General features: G+C 68.2%; 23 protein-coding genes and 1 pseudogene. 5 read left to right on the forward strand and 19 right to left on the reverse strand.

Going from position 1 to position 18,884, the window contains the following annotated elements:
* Both F1599_RS15255 and F1599_RS15260 read left to right on the forward strand, forming a co-directional pair.
* A pseudogene (locus tag F1599_RS15255) lies at positions 1-194 on the forward strand (hypothetical protein); the annotation flags it as partial.
* 227 nt (positions 195-421) lie between these two features.
* Positions 422-1,300, forward strand: a complete 879-nt coding sequence (locus F1599_RS15260; protein ID WP_053821014.1) for a GntR family transcriptional regulator — start codon at positions 422-424, stop codon at positions 1,298-1,300.
* A 185-nt stretch (positions 1,301-1,485) separates the two neighbouring features.
* Here F1599_RS15260 and F1599_RS15265 read toward each other — a convergent pair whose 3' ends face one another.
* The 5 genes from F1599_RS15265 to F1599_RS15285 all read right to left on the reverse strand — a co-directional run bounded on the left by F1599_RS15265 (position 1,486) and on the right by F1599_RS15285 (position 5,970).
* Positions 1,486-2,115, reverse strand: coding sequence for an SCO family protein (locus F1599_RS15265; protein WP_149317583.1), 630 nt, complete (start codon positions 2,113-2,115; stop codon positions 1,486-1,488).
* A gap of 216 nt (positions 2,116-2,331) precedes the next feature.
* Positions 2,332-3,270 carry a heme o synthase gene (locus tag F1599_RS15270; RefSeq protein ID WP_149317129.1) on the reverse strand — a complete coding sequence of 313 codons (939 nt, stop codon included), beginning with the start codon at positions 3,268-3,270 and terminating at the stop codon, positions 2,332-2,334.
* On the reverse strand, positions 3,267-4,439 hold the full coding sequence (locus F1599_RS15275; protein ID WP_150083639.1) for a COX15/CtaA family protein: 1,173 nt from the start codon (positions 4,437-4,439) through the stop codon (positions 3,267-3,269). Before F1599_RS15275 ends, F1599_RS15270 begins: the two co-directional genes overlap by 4 nt.
* 10 nt (positions 4,440-4,449) lie before the next feature.
* Positions 4,450-5,109 carry an SCO family protein gene (locus F1599_RS15280; RefSeq protein WP_150083641.1) on the reverse strand — a complete coding sequence of 220 codons (660 nt, stop codon included), beginning with the start codon at positions 5,107-5,109 and terminating at the stop codon, positions 4,450-4,452.
* A gap of 18 nt (positions 5,110-5,127) precedes the next feature.
* The gene (locus tag F1599_RS15285) at positions 5,128-5,970 is read right to left on the reverse strand and encodes an SURF1 family protein (protein WP_150083642.1); all 843 of its coding nucleotides are present in this window, start codon (positions 5,968-5,970) and stop codon (positions 5,128-5,130) included.
* A 114-nt stretch (positions 5,971-6,084) separates the two neighbouring features.
* Here F1599_RS15285 and F1599_RS15290 point away from each other — a divergent pair, with 114 nt between their 5' ends.
* Positions 6,085-6,297, forward strand: coding sequence for a twin transmembrane helix small protein (locus tag F1599_RS15290; protein WP_006577163.1), 213 nt, complete (start codon positions 6,085-6,087; stop codon positions 6,295-6,297).
* A 206-nt stretch (positions 6,298-6,503) separates the two neighbouring features.
* Here the strand turns inward: F1599_RS15290 and F1599_RS15295 are convergent, their stop codons facing one another.
* The 8 genes from F1599_RS15295 to F1599_RS15325 all read right to left on the reverse strand — a co-directional run bounded on the left by F1599_RS15295 (position 6,504) and on the right by F1599_RS15325 (position 13,469).
* On the reverse strand, positions 6,504-7,364 hold the full coding sequence (locus tag F1599_RS15295; RefSeq protein ID WP_149317133.1) for a cytochrome c oxidase subunit 3: 861 nt from the start codon (positions 7,362-7,364) through the stop codon (positions 6,504-6,506).
* Between the two features lie 166 nt (positions 7,365-7,530).
* On the reverse strand, positions 7,531-7,746 hold the full coding sequence (locus F1599_RS15300; protein ID WP_149317134.1) for a DUF2970 domain-containing protein: 216 nt from the start codon (positions 7,744-7,746) through the stop codon (positions 7,531-7,533).
* A gap of 20 nt (positions 7,747-7,766) precedes the next feature.
* Positions 7,767-8,393, reverse strand: coding sequence for a cytochrome c oxidase assembly protein (locus F1599_RS15305; protein WP_149317135.1), 627 nt, complete (start codon positions 8,391-8,393; stop codon positions 7,767-7,769).
* Positions 8,394-8,432: 39 nt separating this feature from the next.
* Positions 8,433-8,564, reverse strand: a complete 132-nt coding sequence (locus F1599_RS26265) for a cytochrome oxidase small assembly protein (protein ID WP_223129672.1) — start codon at positions 8,562-8,564, stop codon at positions 8,433-8,435.
* 123 nt (positions 8,565-8,687) lie between these two features.
* Positions 8,688-10,292 (reverse strand): cytochrome c oxidase subunit I, encoded by a 1,605-nt coding sequence (gene ctaD, locus F1599_RS15310; protein ID WP_149317136.1) that lies wholly within the window; start codon positions 10,290-10,292, stop codon positions 8,688-8,690.
* 39 nt (positions 10,293-10,331) lie between these two features.
* Entirely contained in the window at positions 10,332-11,585 is a 1,254-nt protein-coding gene (gene coxB / locus F1599_RS15315; RefSeq protein ID WP_149317137.1) for a cytochrome c oxidase subunit II, read from the reverse strand.
* 61 nt (positions 11,586-11,646) lie between these two features.
* Complete coding sequence (locus tag F1599_RS15320) at positions 11,647-12,159, reverse strand: DUF2244 domain-containing protein (RefSeq protein WP_149317584.1); 513 nt, start codon at positions 12,157-12,159, stop codon at positions 11,647-11,649.
* Positions 12,160-12,509: 350 nt separating this feature from the next.
* Positions 12,510-13,469, reverse strand: a complete 960-nt coding sequence (locus tag F1599_RS15325) for a methyltransferase domain-containing protein (protein WP_190286364.1) — start codon at positions 13,467-13,469, stop codon at positions 12,510-12,512.
* Positions 13,470-13,613: 144 nt separating this feature from the next.
* Between F1599_RS15325 and F1599_RS15330 the strand changes: the two genes are divergently transcribed.
* Both F1599_RS15330 and trmL read left to right on the forward strand, forming a co-directional pair.
* Positions 13,614-14,309 carry a ComF family protein gene (locus F1599_RS15330; RefSeq protein ID WP_150083656.1) on the forward strand — a complete coding sequence of 232 codons (696 nt, stop codon included), beginning with the start codon at positions 13,614-13,616 and terminating at the stop codon, positions 14,307-14,309.
* Between the two features lie 154 nt (positions 14,310-14,463).
* The gene (gene trmL / locus F1599_RS15335; RefSeq protein ID WP_149317139.1) at positions 14,464-14,934 is read left to right on the forward strand and encodes a tRNA (uridine(34)/cytosine(34)/5-carboxymethylaminomethyluridine(34)-2'-O)-methyltransferase TrmL; all 471 of its coding nucleotides are present in this window, start codon (positions 14,464-14,466) and stop codon (positions 14,932-14,934) included.
* 15 nt (positions 14,935-14,949) lie between these two features.
* Here trmL and F1599_RS15340 read toward each other — a convergent pair whose 3' ends face one another.
* From F1599_RS15340 to F1599_RS15365, 6 genes are all read right to left on the reverse strand, one after another.
* Positions 14,950-15,954 (reverse strand): Bug family tripartite tricarboxylate transporter substrate binding protein, encoded by a 1,005-nt coding sequence (locus F1599_RS15340; protein WP_190286365.1) that lies wholly within the window; start codon positions 15,952-15,954, stop codon positions 14,950-14,952.
* Positions 15,951-16,976, reverse strand: a complete 1,026-nt coding sequence (locus F1599_RS15345) for an NAD(P)H-dependent glycerol-3-phosphate dehydrogenase (RefSeq protein WP_150083645.1) — start codon at positions 16,974-16,976, stop codon at positions 15,951-15,953. Before F1599_RS15345 ends, F1599_RS15340 begins: the two co-directional genes overlap by 4 nt.
* Positions 16,973-17,308, reverse strand: a complete 336-nt coding sequence (locus F1599_RS15350) for a hypothetical protein (RefSeq protein ID WP_150083647.1) — start codon at positions 17,306-17,308, stop codon at positions 16,973-16,975. The genes F1599_RS15345 and F1599_RS15350 overlap by 4 nt, the downstream gene beginning before the upstream one ends.
* Entirely contained in the window at positions 17,286-17,804 is a 519-nt protein-coding gene (gene secB, locus F1599_RS15355; protein ID WP_149317143.1) for a protein-export chaperone SecB, read from the reverse strand. The genes F1599_RS15350 and secB overlap by 23 nt, the downstream gene beginning before the upstream one ends.
* A gap of 152 nt (positions 17,805-17,956) precedes the next feature.
* A complete protein-coding gene (grxC, locus tag F1599_RS15360; protein WP_006579210.1) occupies positions 17,957-18,214 on the reverse strand; it encodes a glutaredoxin 3 in 258 nt (85 codons plus the stop codon).
* 143 nt (positions 18,215-18,357) lie between these two features.
* A complete protein-coding gene (locus F1599_RS15365; protein WP_149317586.1) occupies positions 18,358-18,771 on the reverse strand; it encodes a rhodanese-like domain-containing protein in 414 nt (137 codons plus the stop codon).
* Positions 18,772-18,884 lie beyond the last annotated feature (113 nt).

Raw genomic sequence — 18,884 nt, forward strand, 5'->3', positions numbered from 1 at the left:
GCCGGCTGCTCGGCCGCCCTGGGCGCTTTCGCGCGCTGCAGCGTTTCCTGGACTACGTGCAGTCGCACGACAAGGTCTGGATCGCGCGCCGCATCGATATCGCGCGGCACTGGATCGAGACGCATCCCCATCCGGGATCGGCACGTGCGCCGATGGCGACGGCCGTACAGGGCGATCTGTCGCTGGCACTCTGAAGGGGCGGTGCGGATGGCGGGATGGCACGCGGCGCGGCCGACTGGATGGCACGCTGTTGCGCGGATGGCGCGACGGCACGCTGCGCGCATCGTCGCGGTGCCGGGCCCGATCCTTCCATCGGCGCGCGCGCCCGGCGGCGTTTCGGACCGGTGCCGCGCGCTTTGTGTACGATATGCGGATCGTTCGTCGCCAATCGCGGTGACAAAGTCCACCGCGCATCGTCACAATGTCTTCTCTTCGCAAGCCGACCGGCGGCAAGACCGCTGCCGCCTCGGCGCCCACGCCGGCCGGGCGCAAGACGGCCGCCGGCAAACCCGCCGCCCGCCGGACGTCCGCCCGCGGCGCTGCCTCGCCGGCTGAGGACGCCCACACCATGAACGCCGCCGAGGCCGCTGCCGCCAATGCCGCCGACAGCCCGGAGAACGGCACCGCAGAGGCGTCGGCCACCGAGGCGATCTATCTGAGCCTGCTGTCCGCCATCATGGAACACCGGCTGCTGGCCGGCACCAAGCTGGTCGAGGAGCGGCTGTGCGAGGTCACCGGGGCCAGCCGCGCCCGCATCCGCCAAGTGTTCGCCCGGCTCGCGCACGAGAAGCTGGTCACGCTGGTGCCGAACCGCGGCGCCTTTATCGCCAGCCCGACGGTCGAGGAAGCGCATCAGGTCTTCCAGACGCGCCAGGTCATCGAGCCCGAGCTGGCCGCCACGCTGGCGCGCCACGCGACGCCGGCCAAGGTCCGCAGCCTGCAGCGGCACGTGCAGGAAGAAGACGCGGCGCGCGCGCGCGGCGACCGCGCCGCGGTGATCCGACTATCGGGGGAATTCCATATCCTGCTGGCGGAAATGGCGGGCAACGCCATCCTGGAGAAGGTCATCCGCGAGATGGTCTCGCTGACCTGCCTGATCATCACGCTGTATGACCGGCCCGGCGCGCCGGCCTGCCCGGAGCACGAGCACCGCGAGCTGATCGCGGCGATCGAGAAGCGCGACGAGGGCGCGGCACGCGCGGTGATGCGCGAGCATCTGGAGCACATCGAAGGGTCGCTGGACCTGACCGTGACCGAGGTCGGGGCGCCGGACTTCTACAGCATCTTCAACAAGGGCTGAGCCGCGCAGTACCGAGCACTGAGGACCGAGGACTCAGGACAGACTGAGGGTTCAGGACTGAGGACTCGGGACTGAGGACTCGGGACTGAGGGTTCGGGACTGAGGACTCGGGACTGAGGGTTCGGGACTGAGGACACGGGACCAGAGGACTCCGGACCCATGTCCTTGGGGGTCGATCGAGACGCTCAGGACAGCAGCTGCTTCATGTCCTTGACGATCGGCTCGGTGCCCTGGCCATGGCGAATGAACAGCCGCAGCCGCCCTTCCGGATCGAACACATAGCTGCCGGCGGAATGGTCGACCGTGTAGTTGCCCGGCGAACTGCCCGGCACCTTGGCGTAGAACACCTTGAAGTCCTTGGTCAGCTGGCGCAGCGCCGCCTCGTCGGCGGGCCGCATGCCCAGGAAGCGCGGATCGAAGGCCGGCACGTACTGGGCCAGCAGCGCCTGCGTGTCGCGCTCAGGATCGACCGTGATGAACAGCACCTGCACGCGATCGGCGTCGGGGCCGAGCTGCTCCATCACCGTCTTCCACTCGACCATCGTGGTCGGGCACACGTCCGGGCAATGGGTGTAGCCGAAGAACATCACCACCGCCTTGCCCTTGAAGTCCGCCAGCGTGCGCTGCTTGCCGGTGTGGTCGGTCAGCTTGAAGTCCTTGCCGAATTCGCTGCCGCCGGTCACGTCGATATTCTGAAAGGTCGGCTTCTGCTGGCCGCAGGCGGCCAGGCCCAGCGCCAGCAGCGCGACCAGCAGAAAGCGCCGCAGCTTGGCCAGGAAGGGAAAGACGGACGAGGAAAACGAGGCGGTGCGCATGGTATCGGTTCGATTGGGCTTGTCCGGGGACATGTCGGCCGCTTGTCGGCGGCTTTGTTGGCGGCTTTGTTGGCGGCGTGTTCGCGTCTTGTTCGCGCTTGTCCGCGTGTGCCGGGCCTGAGGTGGCGCGGCAGGCGCGCCGCCAGCAGCGGCTAGTATCGCCGATCGCGGCGCACCGGGCGTTGGCCGCGACATCTTGTCGCGGCCGGGCCGCCATCACGGCTGCGGCACGAACTTGAAGTAGTGGTCGATCAGGAGCGCGGCGAACAGCAGCGACAGATAGAGGATCGAGAAACGGAAGGTGCGCTGCGCCAGCGCGTCCGAATATTGCCGGTACAGCTTCCACGCGTAGGCCAGGAAGACGCCGCCCAGCACCAGCGCCGCCGCCAGATAGATGTAGCCGCTCATGCCGTAGACGAAGGGCAGCAGCGTGGCCGCGATCATCACCAGCGTGTACAGCAGGATATGCAGCAGCGTGAAGCGCTCGCCATGCGTGATCGGCAGCATCGGCAGGCCCGACTTCGCATAGTCGGCGCGGCGGTACAGCGCCAGCGCCCAGAAGTGCGGCGGGGTCCAGGTGAAGATGATCAGCACCAGGAACCAGGCCTCGGCCGGTACGTCGCCGGCCACGGCGGCCCAGCCCAGCGCGGGCGGCATCGCGCCCGACAGGCCGCCGATCACGATGTTCTGCGGCGTGGCCGGCTTGAGCAGGATCGTGTAGACCACCGCGTAGCCGACAAAGGTGGCAAAGGTCAGCCACATCGTCAGGTCGTTGGTGAACACGTGCAGCAGCCACATGCCGGCGCCGCCCAGCACCAGCGAGAACACCAGGATCTGGCTGGTGCCGATTTCGCCGGTCGCCGACGGGCGCCACGCGGTGCGGCGCATCAGCGCGTCCACCTTCTGCTCGACCAGGCAGTTGATCGCGAAGGCGCCCGCGGCCAGCAGCCAGATGCCGGCGGCGCCCCCGATCAGCACGCGCCACGGCACCATGCCGGGCGTGGCGAGGAACATGCCGATGATGGCGCAGAAGACCGCCAGCTGCGTCACGCGCGGCTTGGTCAGCGCGGCGTACTGGCGGGCGAGGTGGCGCAGCCGGCTGGGCGGTTGCTGGGTCTGGGTAGCGGTGGTGGCCACGGGAGTCTTGTCTTTCATGAGGCGCGCGCCGTGTCGGCCGGGCGATTTGCGCCGGCGGCATCGGGAGCCGGGGCGTCAGGGGCGGCAGCGGGGGCGCGATCGAATGAACCGAGGGCCGCGGCGGTGGCGGCACGGGTCGCGAGCCCTATATTGTAATTGAGCCTGACCAACAGCATCAGCAGCACCGCCGCGCCGCCATTGTGGGCGACTGCCGGCAAAAGCGGCCAATCCAGCACGATGTTCGACAAACCCGTGGCCAACTGCAGCACCAGCACCGCCAGCAGCCAGTGCGAGGCCCGCGCCAGCGGCGCAAAGCGGCGCGTGCGCAGCGCGAACCAGGCCAGATAGCCCAGCACAACGACCGCAAAGCCGCGGTGCACCCAGTGGATCGCCACCAGGGCCGAATGCGGGATGTAATCGCCGTCGGCCGTCATGCCAAGCTGCCGCCACAGCGTGAAGCCGTGGCGGAAATCCATCTCCGGAATCCATTGCCCGTTGCACAGCGGGAAGTCGGTGCACGCCAGCACCGCGTAATTGGTGCTGACCCAGCCGCCGAGGAAGATCTGGATCACCAGCAGCGCCAGCGCGATCCGCCCGGGCCAGCGCAGGCCGGCCGCGGCCGGCGCGATCGTGCGCGGCGGGTCGCTGCGCGATCCCAGCCAGATCAGCGCCGCCAGCAGCGCCATGCCCAGCAGCAGATGGGTGACCACGATGATCGGCTGCAGCTTCATCGTGACCGTGAAGGCGCCGAACGCGCCCTGCACGCAGACCAGCAGCAGCACGCCGGTGGCGAACCAGGGCGACTGCTTCAGTTCGCGGCGCTTGCTCCAGGCCAGCACCACCAGCGCAATGATCAACACGCCGACCGCCATGGCGAAGTAGCGGTGCAGCATCTCGATCCAGGCCTTGGCCCAGGTCACCGGCCCGCTCGGCAACGCGGTTTCCGCCGCGCGAATGTGCTCGACGGCGGCATACGGGTTCGAATGGCCGTAGCAGCCGGGCCAGTCGGGGCAGCCCAGCCCCGAGTCGGTCAGCCGGGTGAAGCTGCCGAACATGATCAGGTCCAGCGTCAGGAAGGCGGTGATCCAGACCAGCTTGCGGTATTTGTCGCGGCTGCCGCGGGCCAGCACGTAGCTGAGCGGCAGCAGCGCCAGCAGCAGGCTGATCAGGGCGAGTTGAGTCAGCATGGGCCCTCCATCAGCCGATGCGGTTGTACTTGAGCAGGCGGCTGAGGTCCGAATGCACTTTCTTCGGGTCCGGGTCCTTCGGGAACCGCATCATCAGATTGCCGAGCGGATCGACCAGATACAGCGTCGCCTCGACGGCCTGCCCTTCCGCGGGCGGCAGCCAGCCGCGGATCTGCTCGCGGTCCATGCGCAGGAAGCGCACGCCGGCATAGGGCTCGTTGTAGGCCGCCGTCAGGCGCGGATCGATCGGACCGTCGTCGCTGACCAGCCAGACCGGCACGATGCGTTCGCGCTCCTTGCCCTGGCCGGCCCGGATCTGCCGGATCGTGAACAGCCGCTTCGCGCAGGCCTCGTCGCAGGCGGCGCTGCCGGTCGACACCAGCAGCCATTTGCCCTTGAAGTCCTGCAGCGGCACCGCCTGGCCGCGTTCGTCGGTCACGCGCACGGCCGGCGCCGGGCGCTGCGGCTCGATCAGCGTGCCGTAGTTGGTCTGCCCGCCGGCCGGCCGGAACACGTAGTAGGTCAGATACGAGGCGATGACCGGCGAGGCGCAGACCAGCAGCAGCAACAGCATCTGGATCCGGCCGCGGCGCGTGCGGGCATCGATGCGCGGATCGCTGCGGGAGTCTTGCGGCGCGGCCGGCTTGGCCGTGGCGGGATCGGAAGGCATGGATAGTCGTTGGAGTGATTAATCGTCGTGGCGGGCACCGCCCGCGGGGGCCGCGGCCGTGGCCCCGCCGGCATCCGCCGGCATGGCGAGCCGCCGGGCACGCCGCCAGGTCAGCGCCACCAGCAATACCAGCGTCAGCGCGGCCAGACCATACCACTGAAAGGCATAGCCGTAGTGGCGCTCGACGCCGAGGTCGGCGCTGGCCCAGTCGCGCGCCAGGCCATCGCCGGTGTCGCTGCGCTGCTGCAGCACGAAGGGCTGCAGGGGCGTACCCAGTTCGGCGGCGAAGGCGTCCAGGTCCAGGTTCTGCCGGATGCGTTCGCCGCGCTGGGCCTCGGCGCCGCCGAGCTGATAGACCCTGGGCACATCGGCCAGTGCCACGCCCTGCAGCGTCACCGTGCCCTCGGGCGTCGGAAACGGCGCGATGCGCGTGCGATCCTGCGCGTCGCGCGGCAGCCAGCCGCGCAGCACCAGCACGGCGCGGGGGGCCTCAGTGCCGGTGCCGGCATGCGTGCCGTTGGGGCCCGCGGCATCGTCGGGCCGCAGCGGTGTCAGCACCAGGAAACCGGAGCGGCTGTCCTGCCCGTTGCCGTGCGGACGGTTTTCCAGCAGCACGGTGTGGGCCGGGTCGAACCGGCCGCGCACGATCACCTTGCGCGAGACCAGATCAGACGCGGGCAGCGGCGGCGGCGCCGTGCCGATCCGCAGCGGCGGCGCCTCGGCCAGCGCGCGCAGCCGCTCGGCGCGGGCGATCTTGTCGTGGGCCCGGCCCAGCTGCCAGTTGCCGAGCGCACAGGTCACCGCGATGACGACCAGCGCCGCCACCGTCGGCACCGGGCTCAGGGCGCGCAGCAGCTTCATCGCTGGAGCGGCGCGAGCTGCTGGATGGGCCGCAGCGGCGGGAACAGCCGGAACGGCGGAAACGGCCGCGGGAACGCGGTGCGATAATGACGCACCCTTGTCCCGACCGCCGCCATGCGCATCGTCATCGTCATTGCCTTCATCCTGATCGTCTCCAGCCTGGCCTCCGCCCTGTTCTTCATGATGCGCGACCGCGGCAAGTCGAGCGCGCATATGGTCCGTTCGCTGACGGTTCGTGTCGGCCTGTCGATCGCGCTGTTCCTGTTCATCCTGTTCTCGTACTGGATGGGATGGATCGAAAGCACGGGCATCCGCACGGGGCCGTAGCACCGGGCACCTTCGACAGCCGGACAAAAAGCAAGCGCCGCAGGGATGAGATTCCTGCGGCGCTTGCTTTTTGGACTGGCAGGCAACGCACGGCGATGTCCGCATTCTAAAGGATCGGGTCGGCGCCGCCTGAATCGAACGCCCCCGGCAAATGAAACGGGGGCGCGATGCGCCCCCGTTTTCCGTTCCTTCGAGCCGGTGCCTGCTTACAACCAGTACACCACGACGTAGAGGAACAGCCAGACCACGTCGACGAAGTGCCAGTACCAGGCGGCGCCTTCGAAGGCGAAGTGGTGGTCCGGCGTGAAATGGCCCTTGAGCACGCGGATCAGCACCACCGTCAGCATGATGGCGCCCATCGTCACGTGGAAGCCGTGGAAGCCGGTCAGCAGGAAGAAGGTCGAGCCGTAGATGCCCGAGGTCAGCTTCAGGTTCAGGTCGCTGTAGGCGTGCATGTATTCATAGACCTGGAAGCCCATGAAGACCGCGCCCAGCAGGATGGTCAGCACCAGGCCCTGCACCACCTGGCTGCGCTTGCCGGCCAGCAGCGCGTGGTGCGCCCAGGTCAGCGTGACGCCCGACATCAGCAGCAGCGCCGTGTTGATGGTCGGGATCGGCCACGGGCCCATCGCCTCGTACGGCTCGACGGTGCCGGCCGGACCTGCGTTCGGCCACACCGCGGCGAAATCGGGCCACAGGATCTTGTTGTTCAGGTCGCCCAGCCACGGCATCGTGTAGACGCGGGCGTAGAACAGCGCGCCGAAGAAGGCGCCGAAGAACATCACCTCGGAGAAGATGAACCAGCCCATCGACCAGCGGTACGAGATGTCGATGCGGCGGCCGTACATGCCCCCTTCCGACTCGCCGATCGCGTCGCCGAACCAGCTCTTGAGCACGAACAGGAACCACAGGATGCCCAGCACGCAGACATAGGGCGCCCACGGCTGGCCGTTGACCCACCCGGCCGCCCCGGCGGCGGTCAGCAGCAGCCCCAGGGCCGCCGTGACCGGATGGCGCGACGGGCCCGGTACGAAGTAGTACGGAGCGTTTGCGCGATTCGCACTCATTCTGTTTTCTCCAGCTCAGATCTCTGATTCATCGTTATACGCCGGCTGCCCGAGGGCGGACGACGCTCTGTCTTCTGTCTTGTGTTGCCTGTTCGGCCGACCTGCCATTGCTGCCTGCTGCCGCACGGCGTTCCTTGCCGACCTGTCCGCCCGGCTATCCGCCCACCTATCCACCCACCACCAGGCGGACGATGCCGATCAGCACCACCACCAGGATCACGGCACCGAGTACGCCGGCGACGATCACATGGATCGGGTTCAGGTTCGCCATGTCGCGATCGTGTTCCGCGCCCTTGCGCAGGCCGATGAACGACCAGAACACCGCACGCAGCGTCTGCCAGAACGACATCTTGCGTTTGACCGCGTCCTTCAGTTCGTCCATGGCAACCCTCCTCTACTGCGTCAGCTGCCGGCGCTGGCCGGCGGCTGGTCGAGATGGCCCTGCGGCGCGGGCGCCATCGGCGTGCCGATCTCGAAGAATGTGTACGACAAGGTGATGTTCTCGACGTCCTTGGGCAAGTCCGGGTCGATCACGAACACCACCGGCATCTCGCGCGATTCCTTCGCCTTCAGCGTCTGCTGCTGGAAGCAGAAGCACTCGAGCTTCTTGAAATACTGGGTGGCCTGCTTCGGCGCGTAGCTCGGAATGGCCTGCGCCGAGATATCGCGGGTCTGCCCGTTGGCGACCTCGTAGACGATGGTCGCCATCTCGCCGGGATGGACCTGCATGCTGCTCTTGACCGGACGGAACGCGAAGGGGCCGCGGGCGTTGGAATCGAACTCCACCGTGATCGTGCGGCTGGTGTCGACCTGCGTGTTCTGGCTGACCTTGCCGGCGCTGGCGCCGTAGAGCTCGCGCGTGGTGACGACGTTGATGCCGGTGATCTCGCAGATCTTCTTGTACAGCGGCACCAGCGCATAGCCGAAGGCGAACATCACGCCCACGATCACCAGAAGCCGCAGCATCATGCCGCGGTTGTAGCGCTTGTCCTCGACGTCGCCGGTCGGAACCGGCTGCTTCGTGCTCATCTCGTTACCTTGCAGCGGGGCTCAGCCAATTCAGCCCGTTCAGCCAAGCCACATCATCTTGGCGAAGAAACCCAAAAAGAAGACCAGCACGATCGACAGCAGGATCAGGCCGAGACGGCGATTGGCGGCCTTGCGTTCGGTCGGCGATGGGCTTTCGTTTGGATGCTGCATCGAATTCTCGGGTAGGTGGTGGCCGGTGATGGCCGGTGCAGGCCGGAGCTTGCCGGTGCGGCCCGGCACCGCGGGGCGGGGCGGCGGACCCTGCGGCCCGCCGCCCCGCCTCGCCGGATGCCGTTACCGGACCTGCGGCGGCACCTCGAAGGTGTGGAACGGCGCCGGCGACGGCACGGTCCACTCCAGGCCTTCGGCGCCTTCCCACGGCTTGTCGGCGGCCACTTCGCCTCCGCGGTACGACGGCAGCACCACGAAGAAGAAGAAATACACCTGCATCAGGCCGAAGCCCAGCGCGCCCAGCGACGAGATCGCGTTGAAGTCCGCGAACTGGATCGCGTAGTCCGCATAGCGGCGCGGCATGCCCGCCAGCCCGAGGAAGTGCATCGGGAAGAAGGCGATGTTGAAGAAGATGATCGAACCCCAGAAGTGGACCTTGCCGCGGGCCTCGTTGTACATGAACCCGCTCCACTTCGGACCCCAGTAGTAGAAGCCCGCGAACAGCGCGAACAGGGAGCCCGCCACCAGCACATAGTGGAAGTGCGCCACGATGAAGTAGGTGTCCTGGATCTGGATGTCGATCGGTGCCACCGCCGGGATCAGGCCGGTGAAGCCGCCGATGGTGAACACGAAGATGAAGCCGATCGCGAACAGCATCGGGGTCTCGAAGGTCATCGAGCCCTTCCACATGGTGGCGATCCAGTTGAAGATCTTCACGGCCGTCGGCACCGCGATCAGCATCGTCGCGTACATGAAGAACAGCTGGCCGGTCACCGGCATGCCGGTGGTGAACATGTGGTGCGCCCAGACGATGAACGACAGGATCGCGATCGAGGCGGTCGCGTAGACCATCGAGCTGTAGCCGAACAGGCGCTTGCGCGAGAAGGCCGGCACCACCTGCGAGATGATCCCGAATGCCGGCAGGATCATGATGTAGACCTCGGGGTGGCCGAAGAACCAGAAGATATGCTGGTACATCACCGGGTCGCCGCCGCCGGCCGCCGAGAAGAAGCTGGTGCCGAAGTGGCGGTCGGTCAGGACCATGGTGATGGCGCCCGCCAGCACCGGCATCACGGCGATCAGCAGGTAGGCGGTGATCAGCCAGGTCCAGCAGAACATCGGCATCTTCATCAGCGTCATGCCCGGCGCGCGCATGTTCAGGATGGTGACGATGATGTTGATCGAACCCATGATCGAGGACGCGCCCATGATGTGCATGGCGAAGATCGCCATGTCCATGCCCGGGCCCATCTGCACCGACAGCGGCGCGTACAGCGTCCAGCCTGCGGCGGTGGCGCCGCCCGGCACGAAGAACGACAGCGCCAGCAGCAGCGCGGCGGGCGGCATCAGCCAGAAGCTGAAGTTGTTCATCCGCGCGAACGCCATGTCGGAGGCGCCGATCTGCAGCGGGATCATCCAGTTCGCGAAGCCGACGAAGGCCGGCATGATGGCGCCGAACACCATCACCAGGCCGTGCATCGTGGTGAACTGGTTGAACAGTTCGGGGCGGAAGAACTGCAGGCCCGGCTCGAACAGCTCCAGGCGGATCAGCAGCGCGAGCACGCCGCCCGAGATCAGCATCGTGAAGGAGAACAGCAGGTACAGCGTGCCGATGTCCTTGTGGTTGGTGGCAAACAGCCAGCGGCGCCAGCCATGCGGATGATCGTGGTGTTCGTCATGCGCGTGGTCGTGCGGATGGGCGAGTGCGTCCGGGGTAGCAGTACTCATCGCGAAAACTCCTGAAATCCTGTTCTAACGTCCACGCGCTCAGCTCGCGGCGCCCTGGGCGCCCGCGCTGGCTTGCTCTGCGGCGGGCTTGGCGTCCGCCGGTGCGCCCTGCGCCGACTTGGCGCCGCCGCCCTCGGGGAACTTGCCTGCACGCGCATTGACGAAGTCCGCCGGCTGGATGACCTCGCCGGTCTTGTTGCTCCAGACGTTGCGGGTGTAGGTCATCACCGCGGCGAGCTCGGTATCGGACAGCTGCTTCCACGACGGCATGCCGCCCTTGCCCTCGAGCAGGATGTGCATCTGGTCGGCCTGCGGGCCGTTGACCACCTTCGAGCCGTCCAGCGCCGGGAAGGCGCCGGCGCCCTTGCCGTTGGGCTGGTGGCACACCGCGCAGTTGGCGGCGTAGACCTTCTCGCCGCGCACCTTCAGCTCGTCCAGGGTCCAGGTCTTGTTGGGATCGTCGGCCGCGGCGGCCATCGCCTTCTTCTTCTCCTCGACCCACTTGGTGTACTCGGCGTCGGTCACCACGCGCACCACGATCGGCATGAAGGCGTGTTCCTTGCCGCACAGCTCGGCGCACTGGCCGCGGTAGACGCCGGTCTTCTCGGCGCGGAACCAGGTGTCGCGCACGAAGCCGGGAATCGCATCCTGCTTGACGCCGAAGGCCGGGATCATCCAGGCGTGGATCACGTCGTTGGCGGTCGTGACGATGCGGATCTTCTTGTTGACCGGCACCACCATCTCGTTGTCCACCTCCATCAGGTAGGTGTTCGACTTGGGCGCCTCGTTGTTGATCTGCTCGCGCGGGGTGGTCAGGGTGGACACGAAGGAGATGCCCTCGCCCTCACCCTTCAGATAGTCGTAGCCCCACTTCCACTGGTAGCCGGTGGCCTTGATCGTGATGTCGGAGTTGGTGGTGTCCTTCATCGCGACCACGGTCTTGGTCGCGGGCAGCGCCATGCCGATCACGATCAGGAACGGGATGATGGTCCAGACGACTTCGACGGTGATGCTTTCGTGGAAGGAGGCCGGCTTGGAGCCCTTGGCCTTGCGGTGCGTGAAGATGGAATAGAACATCACGCTGAACACCGCGATGAAGATCACCGTGCAGATGATCAGCATCATCCAGTTCAGCCAGTGAATCTGCTCGGCGATCTTGGTGACCGGCTCGGTCAGGTTCAGCTGGCGCACGGCGGGACCGCCCGGCATGTCTTCGACAGCGAGGGCTGCCTGGCTGGCGAGCAGGGACGCGCCTGCCAGACACGCTGCGGATGCCTTCTTCCACATTTTCATTTGTTGTCTCTACCCAAATTACAGATTCGAATCTGCCCCTCGCTCCCAACGGTGCCGCCTTTTACAAGGCGCGCAATGCTGAAACGAGTTCCTGCGCGAACTTTCGTCGCTTGTACGGGTCCAGAAAACACCCCACCTGCACAGCGTGCGTTCCAGAGCGCACCACCACCAGCGCCGGGAACGATTCGCCCAGTTCGACCCGCACCCAGTGCGGATTGAATTCCTCGCGGGTCACCTCACCGGCGCTGGCCTTCTCGACCACCAACCTGCCCTCGCTGAGCGTGACGCGCTCGTAGTCTGTCGCGTGCTGTGCATAGGCGAGCAGGGCCACGCCCAGCCCGGCCAGTTCGAGCCCCGCAAAGGGCAGCACGAGCCAAGCCCCTCGCCACGCGAAGAACAAGGCGATGGCAAGGGAAATACTGACGATGGAGAGGTAAAACCAGCCGACCTGGCGTGGAGACAGCGAACAATTCCGCTTCATCAGCCAGTCGTTGTTCGGCACGGCATGGGCTCCGTTGGGACTATCACCGGGCCCGTCACGCGCCGTCTGGAGTGCGATACCGAGTTCCTGCATCGCCAACCACTCTGCATCGCTGCATCGGTTGCACGCCTGGAATTCTGCCGGCTTCACCGCACTGCTGCACTGCTTCGGTGCTAAAACGCCGATCTTCTGTGCCAGGGGACCACTGCGACAAACTGGCGCATTATAGGGCGCTTCGTCAACCGTAACAAGCCAAGTCCGGCGCGGCACGGCGCCCGCGCCACAGCGCGGCGGTGCACAGCGGCAGTGCAGCGGCGCGATGTACGCCGGGTCGCGGCGGTGTCGGAGGGGGCTTGATGCAAGGTCCCGCGCGACGTAGGTGCGCGGTCTTGCGCGAGATCTGCCGCGCAGCGGGCGCGCGGTCGGGGCGAGGCTGGGGCGACTCAGCCGCGCGGGCGGCCGCGGCCGATGCGGTCGATCGGCACCACGGTACGGCCCTGTTCGTCGCGGGCCTGGCCGCCCTTGGGCGGCAGCTTCCACGCATGGCCGTAGACGATCTCGAAGGTCAGCGCGATCACGCCGTCGCGATTGCGGCGGCGCTCCAGCGCGGCGAGCAGCGCCTGGTGCCAGCGGCGGCCCTTCAGTCCGCGCACGCCCTGCGCACCGCCCGCGCCCGCGGGCCGGCGCAGGCCGCCGAAGGCATGCACGTCGCGCAGCAGCCGTTCGGGCGTCTCGTAGGTGACCGTCAGCGTTTCCATGTCCATCACCGGCGTCGACCAGCCGCTGTGGACCAGCATGTCGCCGATATCGTGCATGTCGACGAAGCGCAGCGTGTGCGGCTCGGCATCGACCTCGGCGAAGGCATCGCGCAGTTCGCGCAAGGTGTCCGGGCCGAACAGCGAGAACAGCGCCAGGCCGTCGGTCCGTGTCACGCGATGCCATTCGGGAAACACGCGATGCGGCTCGGGATGCCAGTGCAGCGCCAGGTTCGACCACAGCAGGTCGAAGGCGCCCTCGGCAAAGGGAAGCGTGGCAAGATCGCCCTGCACCAGATCGAAGGTCGGGCGCTTGCCGAGCAGGCGACCGAGCCAGCCGGGCTGGCGTTGCGGATCGCGCTGCGCCGCGTGCGCCAGCATCGCGCCCGAGATGTCGAGCCCGGCGATCTGCGCGTCGGGATACTGCGCCCGCAGCGCGGCCAGGCCCTGGCCCTGCCCGCAGCCGATATCGAGCGCGCGCTCGGGCTGGATGCGGATCAGCTGCATGCGCTCCTGCATGCGCCGGCCGATCTCGCCGAGCAGGAAATCCAGCTGGGCGAAGCCGGGGCTGCGCCGGTCGAAGGCGAGCCGGGTCAGCCGCGCGGGCGGCAGATAGGTATCGGGGGAGTCGGCGTGAGGCGTGGACACGGAAGCGGCGGCAAGGACGAGGATCGGCACGGCGGCGCGCGGCGCGAAGGCGCGGCGGGTCCGCGCGGTGGCGCCGGGCCGACAGTATACGCGCGCCTCGCCCGGCTTGCCGGCGGCGCCCGCGAGCGGCTGGCGCGGTGGTGGCTGCCGTGTGCCTGCGTGCTGTGCGGACAGGTGCAGGCGGACGTCGTCTGCGCCGGCTGCGCGGATGACCTGCTGAAGCCGACGCCGCGCTGTCCGCGCTGCGCCCTGCCGCATCGGGCCGCCGGCCTCTGCAATATGTGCCGCTGCGCGCCGCCGCCCTTCGACGCCACCATCGCCCTGGGCGACTACGCGCCGCCGCGCGAGGCGCTGGTGCTGGCCCTGAAGTTCGGCGGCGTGCTGCCGCTGGCCAACTGGCTGGCGTGCGAACTGGCGTCGGCCTGGGCCGCCCGGCCCTCGCCGTCATCGAGCGATCCGGACGACAAGCCCTGCCTGGTCGTGCCGATTCCCTTGGCCCCGGCGCGGCTCGCCGAGCGCGGCTTCAATCAATCGTGGGAAATCGCCCGCAGCCTCGCGCCTCGACTCGGCGCGGCGGCCCGTGCCGATCTGCTGGTGCGGGCGCGCGACACCGCGCCGCAAACCGCGCTGGCGGCCGACCGCCGGCATCTCAATATCGCGGGCGCCTTCGCGCTGGCGCGCCATGCCGACGCCGACGACGTGCGCGGACGGCATGTCGCGCTGGTCGACGATGTGATGACCACCGGCGCCACGCTGGCCGAGGCGGCCGCCGTCCTCAAGCGCCACGGCGCGGCGCGCGTCACCGCGCTGGTGGCGCTGCGCACGCCGGCACCGCAGTGATGCCTGCCGTGATGCCTGCCGTGATGCCTGCTGTAATGCCCCGCCGTGATACGCGCGATGGTCCCGCGGAGATGCACGCCGTGATGCCGCCGATGGAGCCCGCGATGGCACGTGGGATGACAGCGGCGCCCCGGCACGGTAAGCTGCGCGCGCCATGTTCCATGTCGTCCTAGTCGAACCCGAGATCCCGCCGAACACCGGCAACGTGATCCGCCTGTGCGCCAACACCGGCGCGCAACTGCACCTGGTCAAGCCGCTCGGCTTTCCGCTGGACGACGCGCGCATGCGCCGCGCCGGCCTCGACTACCACGAGTACGCCAGCATGAAGGTGCACGACAGCTGGGACGCCTTCCTCGCCGGCGAACGTCCCGACCCCGCGCGGATGTTTGCGCTGACCACGCACGGCTCGACGCCGTTCGGCCAGGTCGCCTTCGCCCCCGGGGACTGGTTCGTGTTCGGTTCGGAAACGCGCGGGCTGGCGCCGGAGCGCCGCGAATGGTTCGCGCCGTCGCAGCGCATCCGCCTGCCGATGCGCCCCAACAACCGCAGCCTGAATCTGTCGAACACCGTCGCCGTGGTGGTGTTCGAGGCCTGGCGCCAGCAGGGTTTTGCCGGCGGCGCCTGAACGCCGAACGTTCGGCTATTCCGGCTGCACGCCGGCCGCGCGGATGACCTGGTCCCAGCGCGCCTTCTCGCTGGCCATGGTCTGGCGCAGCGAGGCCGGCGCGGTGCCGGCCGGCATGAAGTACTGCGCCCGCATCTGCGCGCGCACGCTGTCGCTGCCGATGATCTTCACCAGTTCGCGATAGAGCCGGTCGACGATGGGCGCCGGCGTGCCGGCCGGGGCCAGCACCGCCTGCCACGAGATCGCCTCGAAGCCCGGATAGCCGGATTCGGCCACGGTTGGCACCGACGGCAGCAGGCTGGTGCGACCGCTGGTCGTGACCGCGAGCACGCGCAGCCTGCCCGCATTGACCTGCGGCATCGCGATCGCCGGCACCATGAAGGCGGCCTGGATCTGCCCGGCGATCATCGCCGCCGCGATCTGCGGAAAGCCGGGATACGGGATGTGTTCGAGCGAGATTCCGGCCCGCGCCTTCAGCTGCTCCATCGCCAGATGCGCGGCGCTGCCGTTGCCGACCGAGCCGTAATTGAGCGCACCGGGCCGCTCGCGCGCCAGCGCGACGAACTCGCGCAGATCGCGCACGCCGGTGCGCGGGTCGACCACCAGCACGTTGGGCGAGGTCGCGACCAGCGTGATCGGCGCCAGCTGGCGCACCGGATCGTAGGGCAGATGGCGCGACAGCGTCGGCGCCGTGACCAGCGGACCGTTGATGGTGAACAGCAGCGTGTAGCCGTCCGGCGCGGCGCGGGCGACCTGCCCGGTGCCGATATTGCCGCCGGCGCCCGGCCGGTTCTCGATCACCACCGGCTGGCCCAGCGCCTGCGCCAGCGGGTCGGAAATCAAGCGCGCGATCAGGTCCGGGGACGATCCGGGCGGAAACGGCACCACCATGCGCAGCGGCCGCGCGGGCCAGTCCTTGCCGGCCGCCAGCAGAGAGCGCGGCAGCGCCAGCGCCCCGCCGCAGGCGGCCAGCGCGCCCAGCCAATGCCGGCGTGATTTCAGGCGATCCGGTGCGGTCATTCGTCGCGCGCGTCGCGTTGCAGCAGCTGCGTGACGGCGTCGGCCACCGCCAAGCCCTCGAACAGCACCGCGCAAACGGCGCGCGTGATCGGCATCTCGACGCCATGCTGGTCAGCCAGTGCCGCCACGGCCTGCGCGCAGCGCACGCCCTCGGCGACGTGGCCCAGGTCGGCCAGCACCTGCTCCAGCGTCCGACCGCCGGCCAGCTGCTGGCCGACCTTGCGGTTGCGCGACAGATCGCCGGTGGCGGTCAGGATCAGGTCGCCCATGCCGGCCAGCCCCATGAAGGTCTCGGCGCGTCCGCCCAGCGCCAGCCCCAGCCGCGTCATCTCGGCAAGGCCGCGCGTGACCAGCGCGGCGCGGGCATTGAGCCCGAGGCCGAGCCCATCGCTGGCGCCGGTGGCGATCGCCAGCACGTTCTTGACCGCGCCGCCGACCTCGACGCCGACCAGATCGTCGCTGCCGTAGATCCGCATCGCGCGATGGTGGAAGGCGCGCTGCGCGAGTTCCGCGATCGCCGGCGCATTGCCGGCCACGGTCAGCGCGCACGGCAGCCCCAGCGCGACCTCGCGCGCGAAGCTCGGTCCCGTCAGCACGCCGTACTCGACCGGCACCGAGGCGCCGGCCGCCGCCAGTTCCTCGGCCACCATCTGATGCGGCATCGCGTGCGTGCCGGCCTCGAAGCCCTTGCACAGCCACAGCATGCGCAGCGGCACGCCGTGCGCGGAGGCCTCGGTGGCCAGGCGCCGCGTCATCTCGCGCAAACCCGACACCGGCGTGGCGACGATCACCAGCCCGTCAGGCGCGCACAGCGCGTGCGCGGCCGCACGGGCGAAATCGGCCTCGAAGCCGAGTCGCTCGGACAGCGGCACGCCCGGCAGATAGTCCGCATTGACGCCGGAGGCCGCCATCGCGGCGAGCTGGCCGGCGTCCCGGCCCCACAGCACGACCGCGTGCGCGGCGGCGGCATGGCTGGCCAGCGCGGTGCCCCAGGCGCCGGCTCCGAGAAAGGCGAGGTTCATGGTCGTGGCGTTGGTCGGTAGCGTTGGTCGTGGCGTTGGTCGATGGCGGTCGAGAGATCAGCCCGCTGCATGCCCGACGGTGGACGCGATGTCAGCGATGACAGCATCGCAGCGATGTCCGTGGTCATAGCGAAGTCAGCGGTCGCAGCGATGTCGGCGATGCCGGCGATGTCGGCGATGTCGGCGATGTCGGCGATGTCGGCGATGTCGGCTATGGCGTCGATGGCGTCGATGTCATCGATTGAAGCTATAGACGCAAAAAGGCGGAACGGGGCCGCAGCCCCGTTCCGCCGGCAGATATTTCGACGATCAGTGACGTGCCTGCGTGCCATCGGGCATCACGATGCCGGCGCCGCCGCCTTCCGCCTGTGCCTGCTCCATCGCCGCCTGCAGGCGCTGCTCGTACAGCGCCTGGAAGTTGATTTCCGACAGATGGATGGCCTGGAAGCCCGCGCGGGTGATCACGTCGGCGATATTGCTGCGCAGGTACGGATACAGGATGGTCGGGCAGGCGATGCCCAGCAGCGGATCGAGCTGTTCGTCCGGCACGTTGCGGATATCGAAGATGCCGGCCTGATGGGCCTCGACCAGGAAGGCGACCTTGTCCTGCACCTTGGTGGTGACCGTGCCGGTCACGACGACCTCGAAGATGCCGTCCGTCAGCTGCGAGGCGCCGACGTTGACCTGCACTTCGACCGAAGGCGCTTCGGTTTCGAGGAAGATCTGCGGCGAATTCGGCTGCTCCAGCGACATGTCCTTCAGGTAGACGCGCTGGATATTGAAGTACGGTTGATCGTCCTGCTGCTGATTGGTTTGCTGGTCGCTCATGGATGGCTGCCCGAATGGCGGGAATGAAACGTGGCGGGAAGGGGACGGGCTGCGGACGGCCGCGCGCCAGGCGGCGGCCAACCGCGTGGTCCGGTTGGAAAACGCATATGGTACATGACGCGGATGACGAATTCATCCGCGTGGGGGGCGGATCAGGCAGCCAGCAGCGGCGCCAGGCCCCCTTGGCGATCGAGCGCGGACAGATCGTCGAAGCCGCCGACGTGGCGGTCGTCGATATAGATCTGCGGCACGGTGCGGCGACCGGTGCGGCTCATCATTTCCTCGCGCTTGCCGGGCTCGCGGTCGATCATGATCTTCTCGATCGTCTCGACCCCCTTCGAGCGCAGCAGGCGCTCGGCCATCTGGCAATACGGACACACCATCGTGCTGTACATGACGACGCGGGCCATGCGCTTATCTCCTTGCATCTTGCGGTTCGGACCGGCGCCGCCGCTGCGGTGGCAGCGGCGGCCGGTCGACTTCCGGACTGTACCAGCGTCGGGCGGGGCCTGCTGACGGCCCGCCCGAGCACGGCATCGGCCCGGCTGGGGACTTACTTGACCAGCGGCAGACCGGCCTGCTGCCAGGCGGCCACGCCGCCTTCCAGGGAATAGACCTCGCCGAAGCCGGCCTGCTTCAGTGCCGCGTGCGCCTTGGACGAACGCTGGCCGGTCTGGCATACGACGATGATGGGGGCGGACTTGTCCTTCGCAAGGCTGGCCGCGCGATTGGCCAGCTCGGCCAGCGGCGCGCTCCTGGCCTGCGGCAGGTGGCCCTTGGCATATTCGGCCGGTTCGCGGATATCGACCACGACGGCGCCGCGCTTGTTGATCAGCTGCGTCGCCGTGGTCGCATTGACCGTCTTGCCGCCCGCGCTGCGCGAAATGGTGGGCCAGGCCAGCAGGCCGCCCGACACCACCGCGAGGGCGATCAGGGCAAGGTTGTTGTAGTCGGCGAAGAAATTCACGTTGGGTTTCCGGTGGGTTGTGTCGGCGGCATTATAAAATAGCCGGTTTCGCGCCCAGGCCCTGTCCGTGGGGCCGGTTCGCGGGGCGATCACCGCGGCCGGCAAGCGGCTCG

The sequence above is a fragment of the Cupriavidus cauae genome, assembly GCF_008632125.1.
Lineage (GTDB): Bacteria > Pseudomonadota > Gammaproteobacteria > Burkholderiales > Burkholderiaceae > Cupriavidus > Cupriavidus cauae.

What these genes read in the sequence shown, in the direction of transcription:
- F1599_RS15260 (WP_053821014.1), top strand. Translation starts at nt 422, where the DNA reads ATGTCTTCTCTTCGCAAGCCGACCGGCGGCAAGACCGCTGCCGCCTCG.
- F1599_RS15265 (WP_149317583.1), bottom strand. Translation starts at nt 2,115, where the DNA reads ATGCGCACCGCCTCGTTTTCCTCGTCCGTCTTTCCCTTCCTGGCCAAG.
- F1599_RS15270 (WP_149317129.1), bottom strand. Translation starts at nt 3,270, where the DNA reads ATGAAAGACAAGACTCCCGTGGCCACCACCGCTACCCAGACCCAGCAA.
- F1599_RS15275 (WP_150083639.1), bottom strand. Translation starts at nt 4,439, where the DNA reads ATGCTGACTCAACTCGCCCTGATCAGCCTGCTGCTGGCGCTGCTGCCG.
- F1599_RS15280 (WP_150083641.1), bottom strand. Translation starts at nt 5,109, where the DNA reads ATGCCTTCCGATCCCGCCACGGCCAAGCCGGCCGCGCCGCAAGACTCC.
- F1599_RS15285 (WP_150083642.1), bottom strand. Translation starts at nt 5,970, where the DNA reads ATGAAGCTGCTGCGCGCCCTGAGCCCGGTGCCGACGGTGGCGGCGCTG.
- F1599_RS15290 (WP_006577163.1), top strand. Translation starts at nt 6,085, where the DNA reads ATGCGCATCGTCATCGTCATTGCCTTCATCCTGATCGTCTCCAGCCTG.
- F1599_RS15295 (WP_149317133.1), bottom strand. Translation starts at nt 7,364, where the DNA reads ATGAGTGCGAATCGCGCAAACGCTCCGTACTACTTCGTACCGGGCCCG.
- F1599_RS15300 (WP_149317134.1), bottom strand. Translation starts at nt 7,746, where the DNA reads ATGGACGAACTGAAGGACGCGGTCAAACGCAAGATGTCGTTCTGGCAG.
- F1599_RS15305 (WP_149317135.1), bottom strand. Translation starts at nt 8,393, where the DNA reads ATGAGCACGAAGCAGCCGGTTCCGACCGGCGACGTCGAGGACAAGCGC.
- F1599_RS26265 (WP_223129672.1), bottom strand. Translation starts at nt 8,564, where the DNA reads ATGCAGCATCCAAACGAAAGCCCATCGCCGACCGAACGCAAGGCCGCC.
- ctaD (WP_149317136.1), bottom strand. Translation starts at nt 10,292, where the DNA reads ATGAGTACTGCTACCCCGGACGCACTCGCCCATCCGCACGACCACGCG.
- coxB (WP_149317137.1), bottom strand. Translation starts at nt 11,585, where the DNA reads ATGAAAATGTGGAAGAAGGCATCCGCAGCGTGTCTGGCAGGCGCGTCC.
- F1599_RS15320 (WP_149317584.1), bottom strand. Translation starts at nt 12,159, where the DNA reads ATGCAGGAACTCGGTATCGCACTCCAGACGGCGCGTGACGGGCCCGGT.
- trmL (WP_149317139.1), top strand. Translation starts at nt 14,464, where the DNA reads ATGTTCCATGTCGTCCTAGTCGAACCCGAGATCCCGCCGAACACCGGC.
- F1599_RS15340 (WP_190286365.1), bottom strand. Translation starts at nt 15,954, where the DNA reads ATGACCGCACCGGATCGCCTGAAATCACGCCGGCATTGGCTGGGCGCG.
- F1599_RS15345 (WP_150083645.1), bottom strand. Translation starts at nt 16,976, where the DNA reads ATGAACCTCGCCTTTCTCGGAGCCGGCGCCTGGGGCACCGCGCTGGCC.
- F1599_RS15350 (WP_150083647.1), bottom strand. Translation starts at nt 17,308, where the DNA reads ATGGCACGCAGGCACGTCACTGATCGTCGAAATATCTGCCGGCGGAAC.
- secB (WP_149317143.1), bottom strand. Translation starts at nt 17,804, where the DNA reads ATGAGCGACCAGCAAACCAATCAGCAGCAGGACGATCAACCGTACTTC.
- grxC (WP_006579210.1), bottom strand. Translation starts at nt 18,214, where the DNA reads ATGGCCCGCGTCGTCATGTACAGCACGATGGTGTGTCCGTATTGCCAG.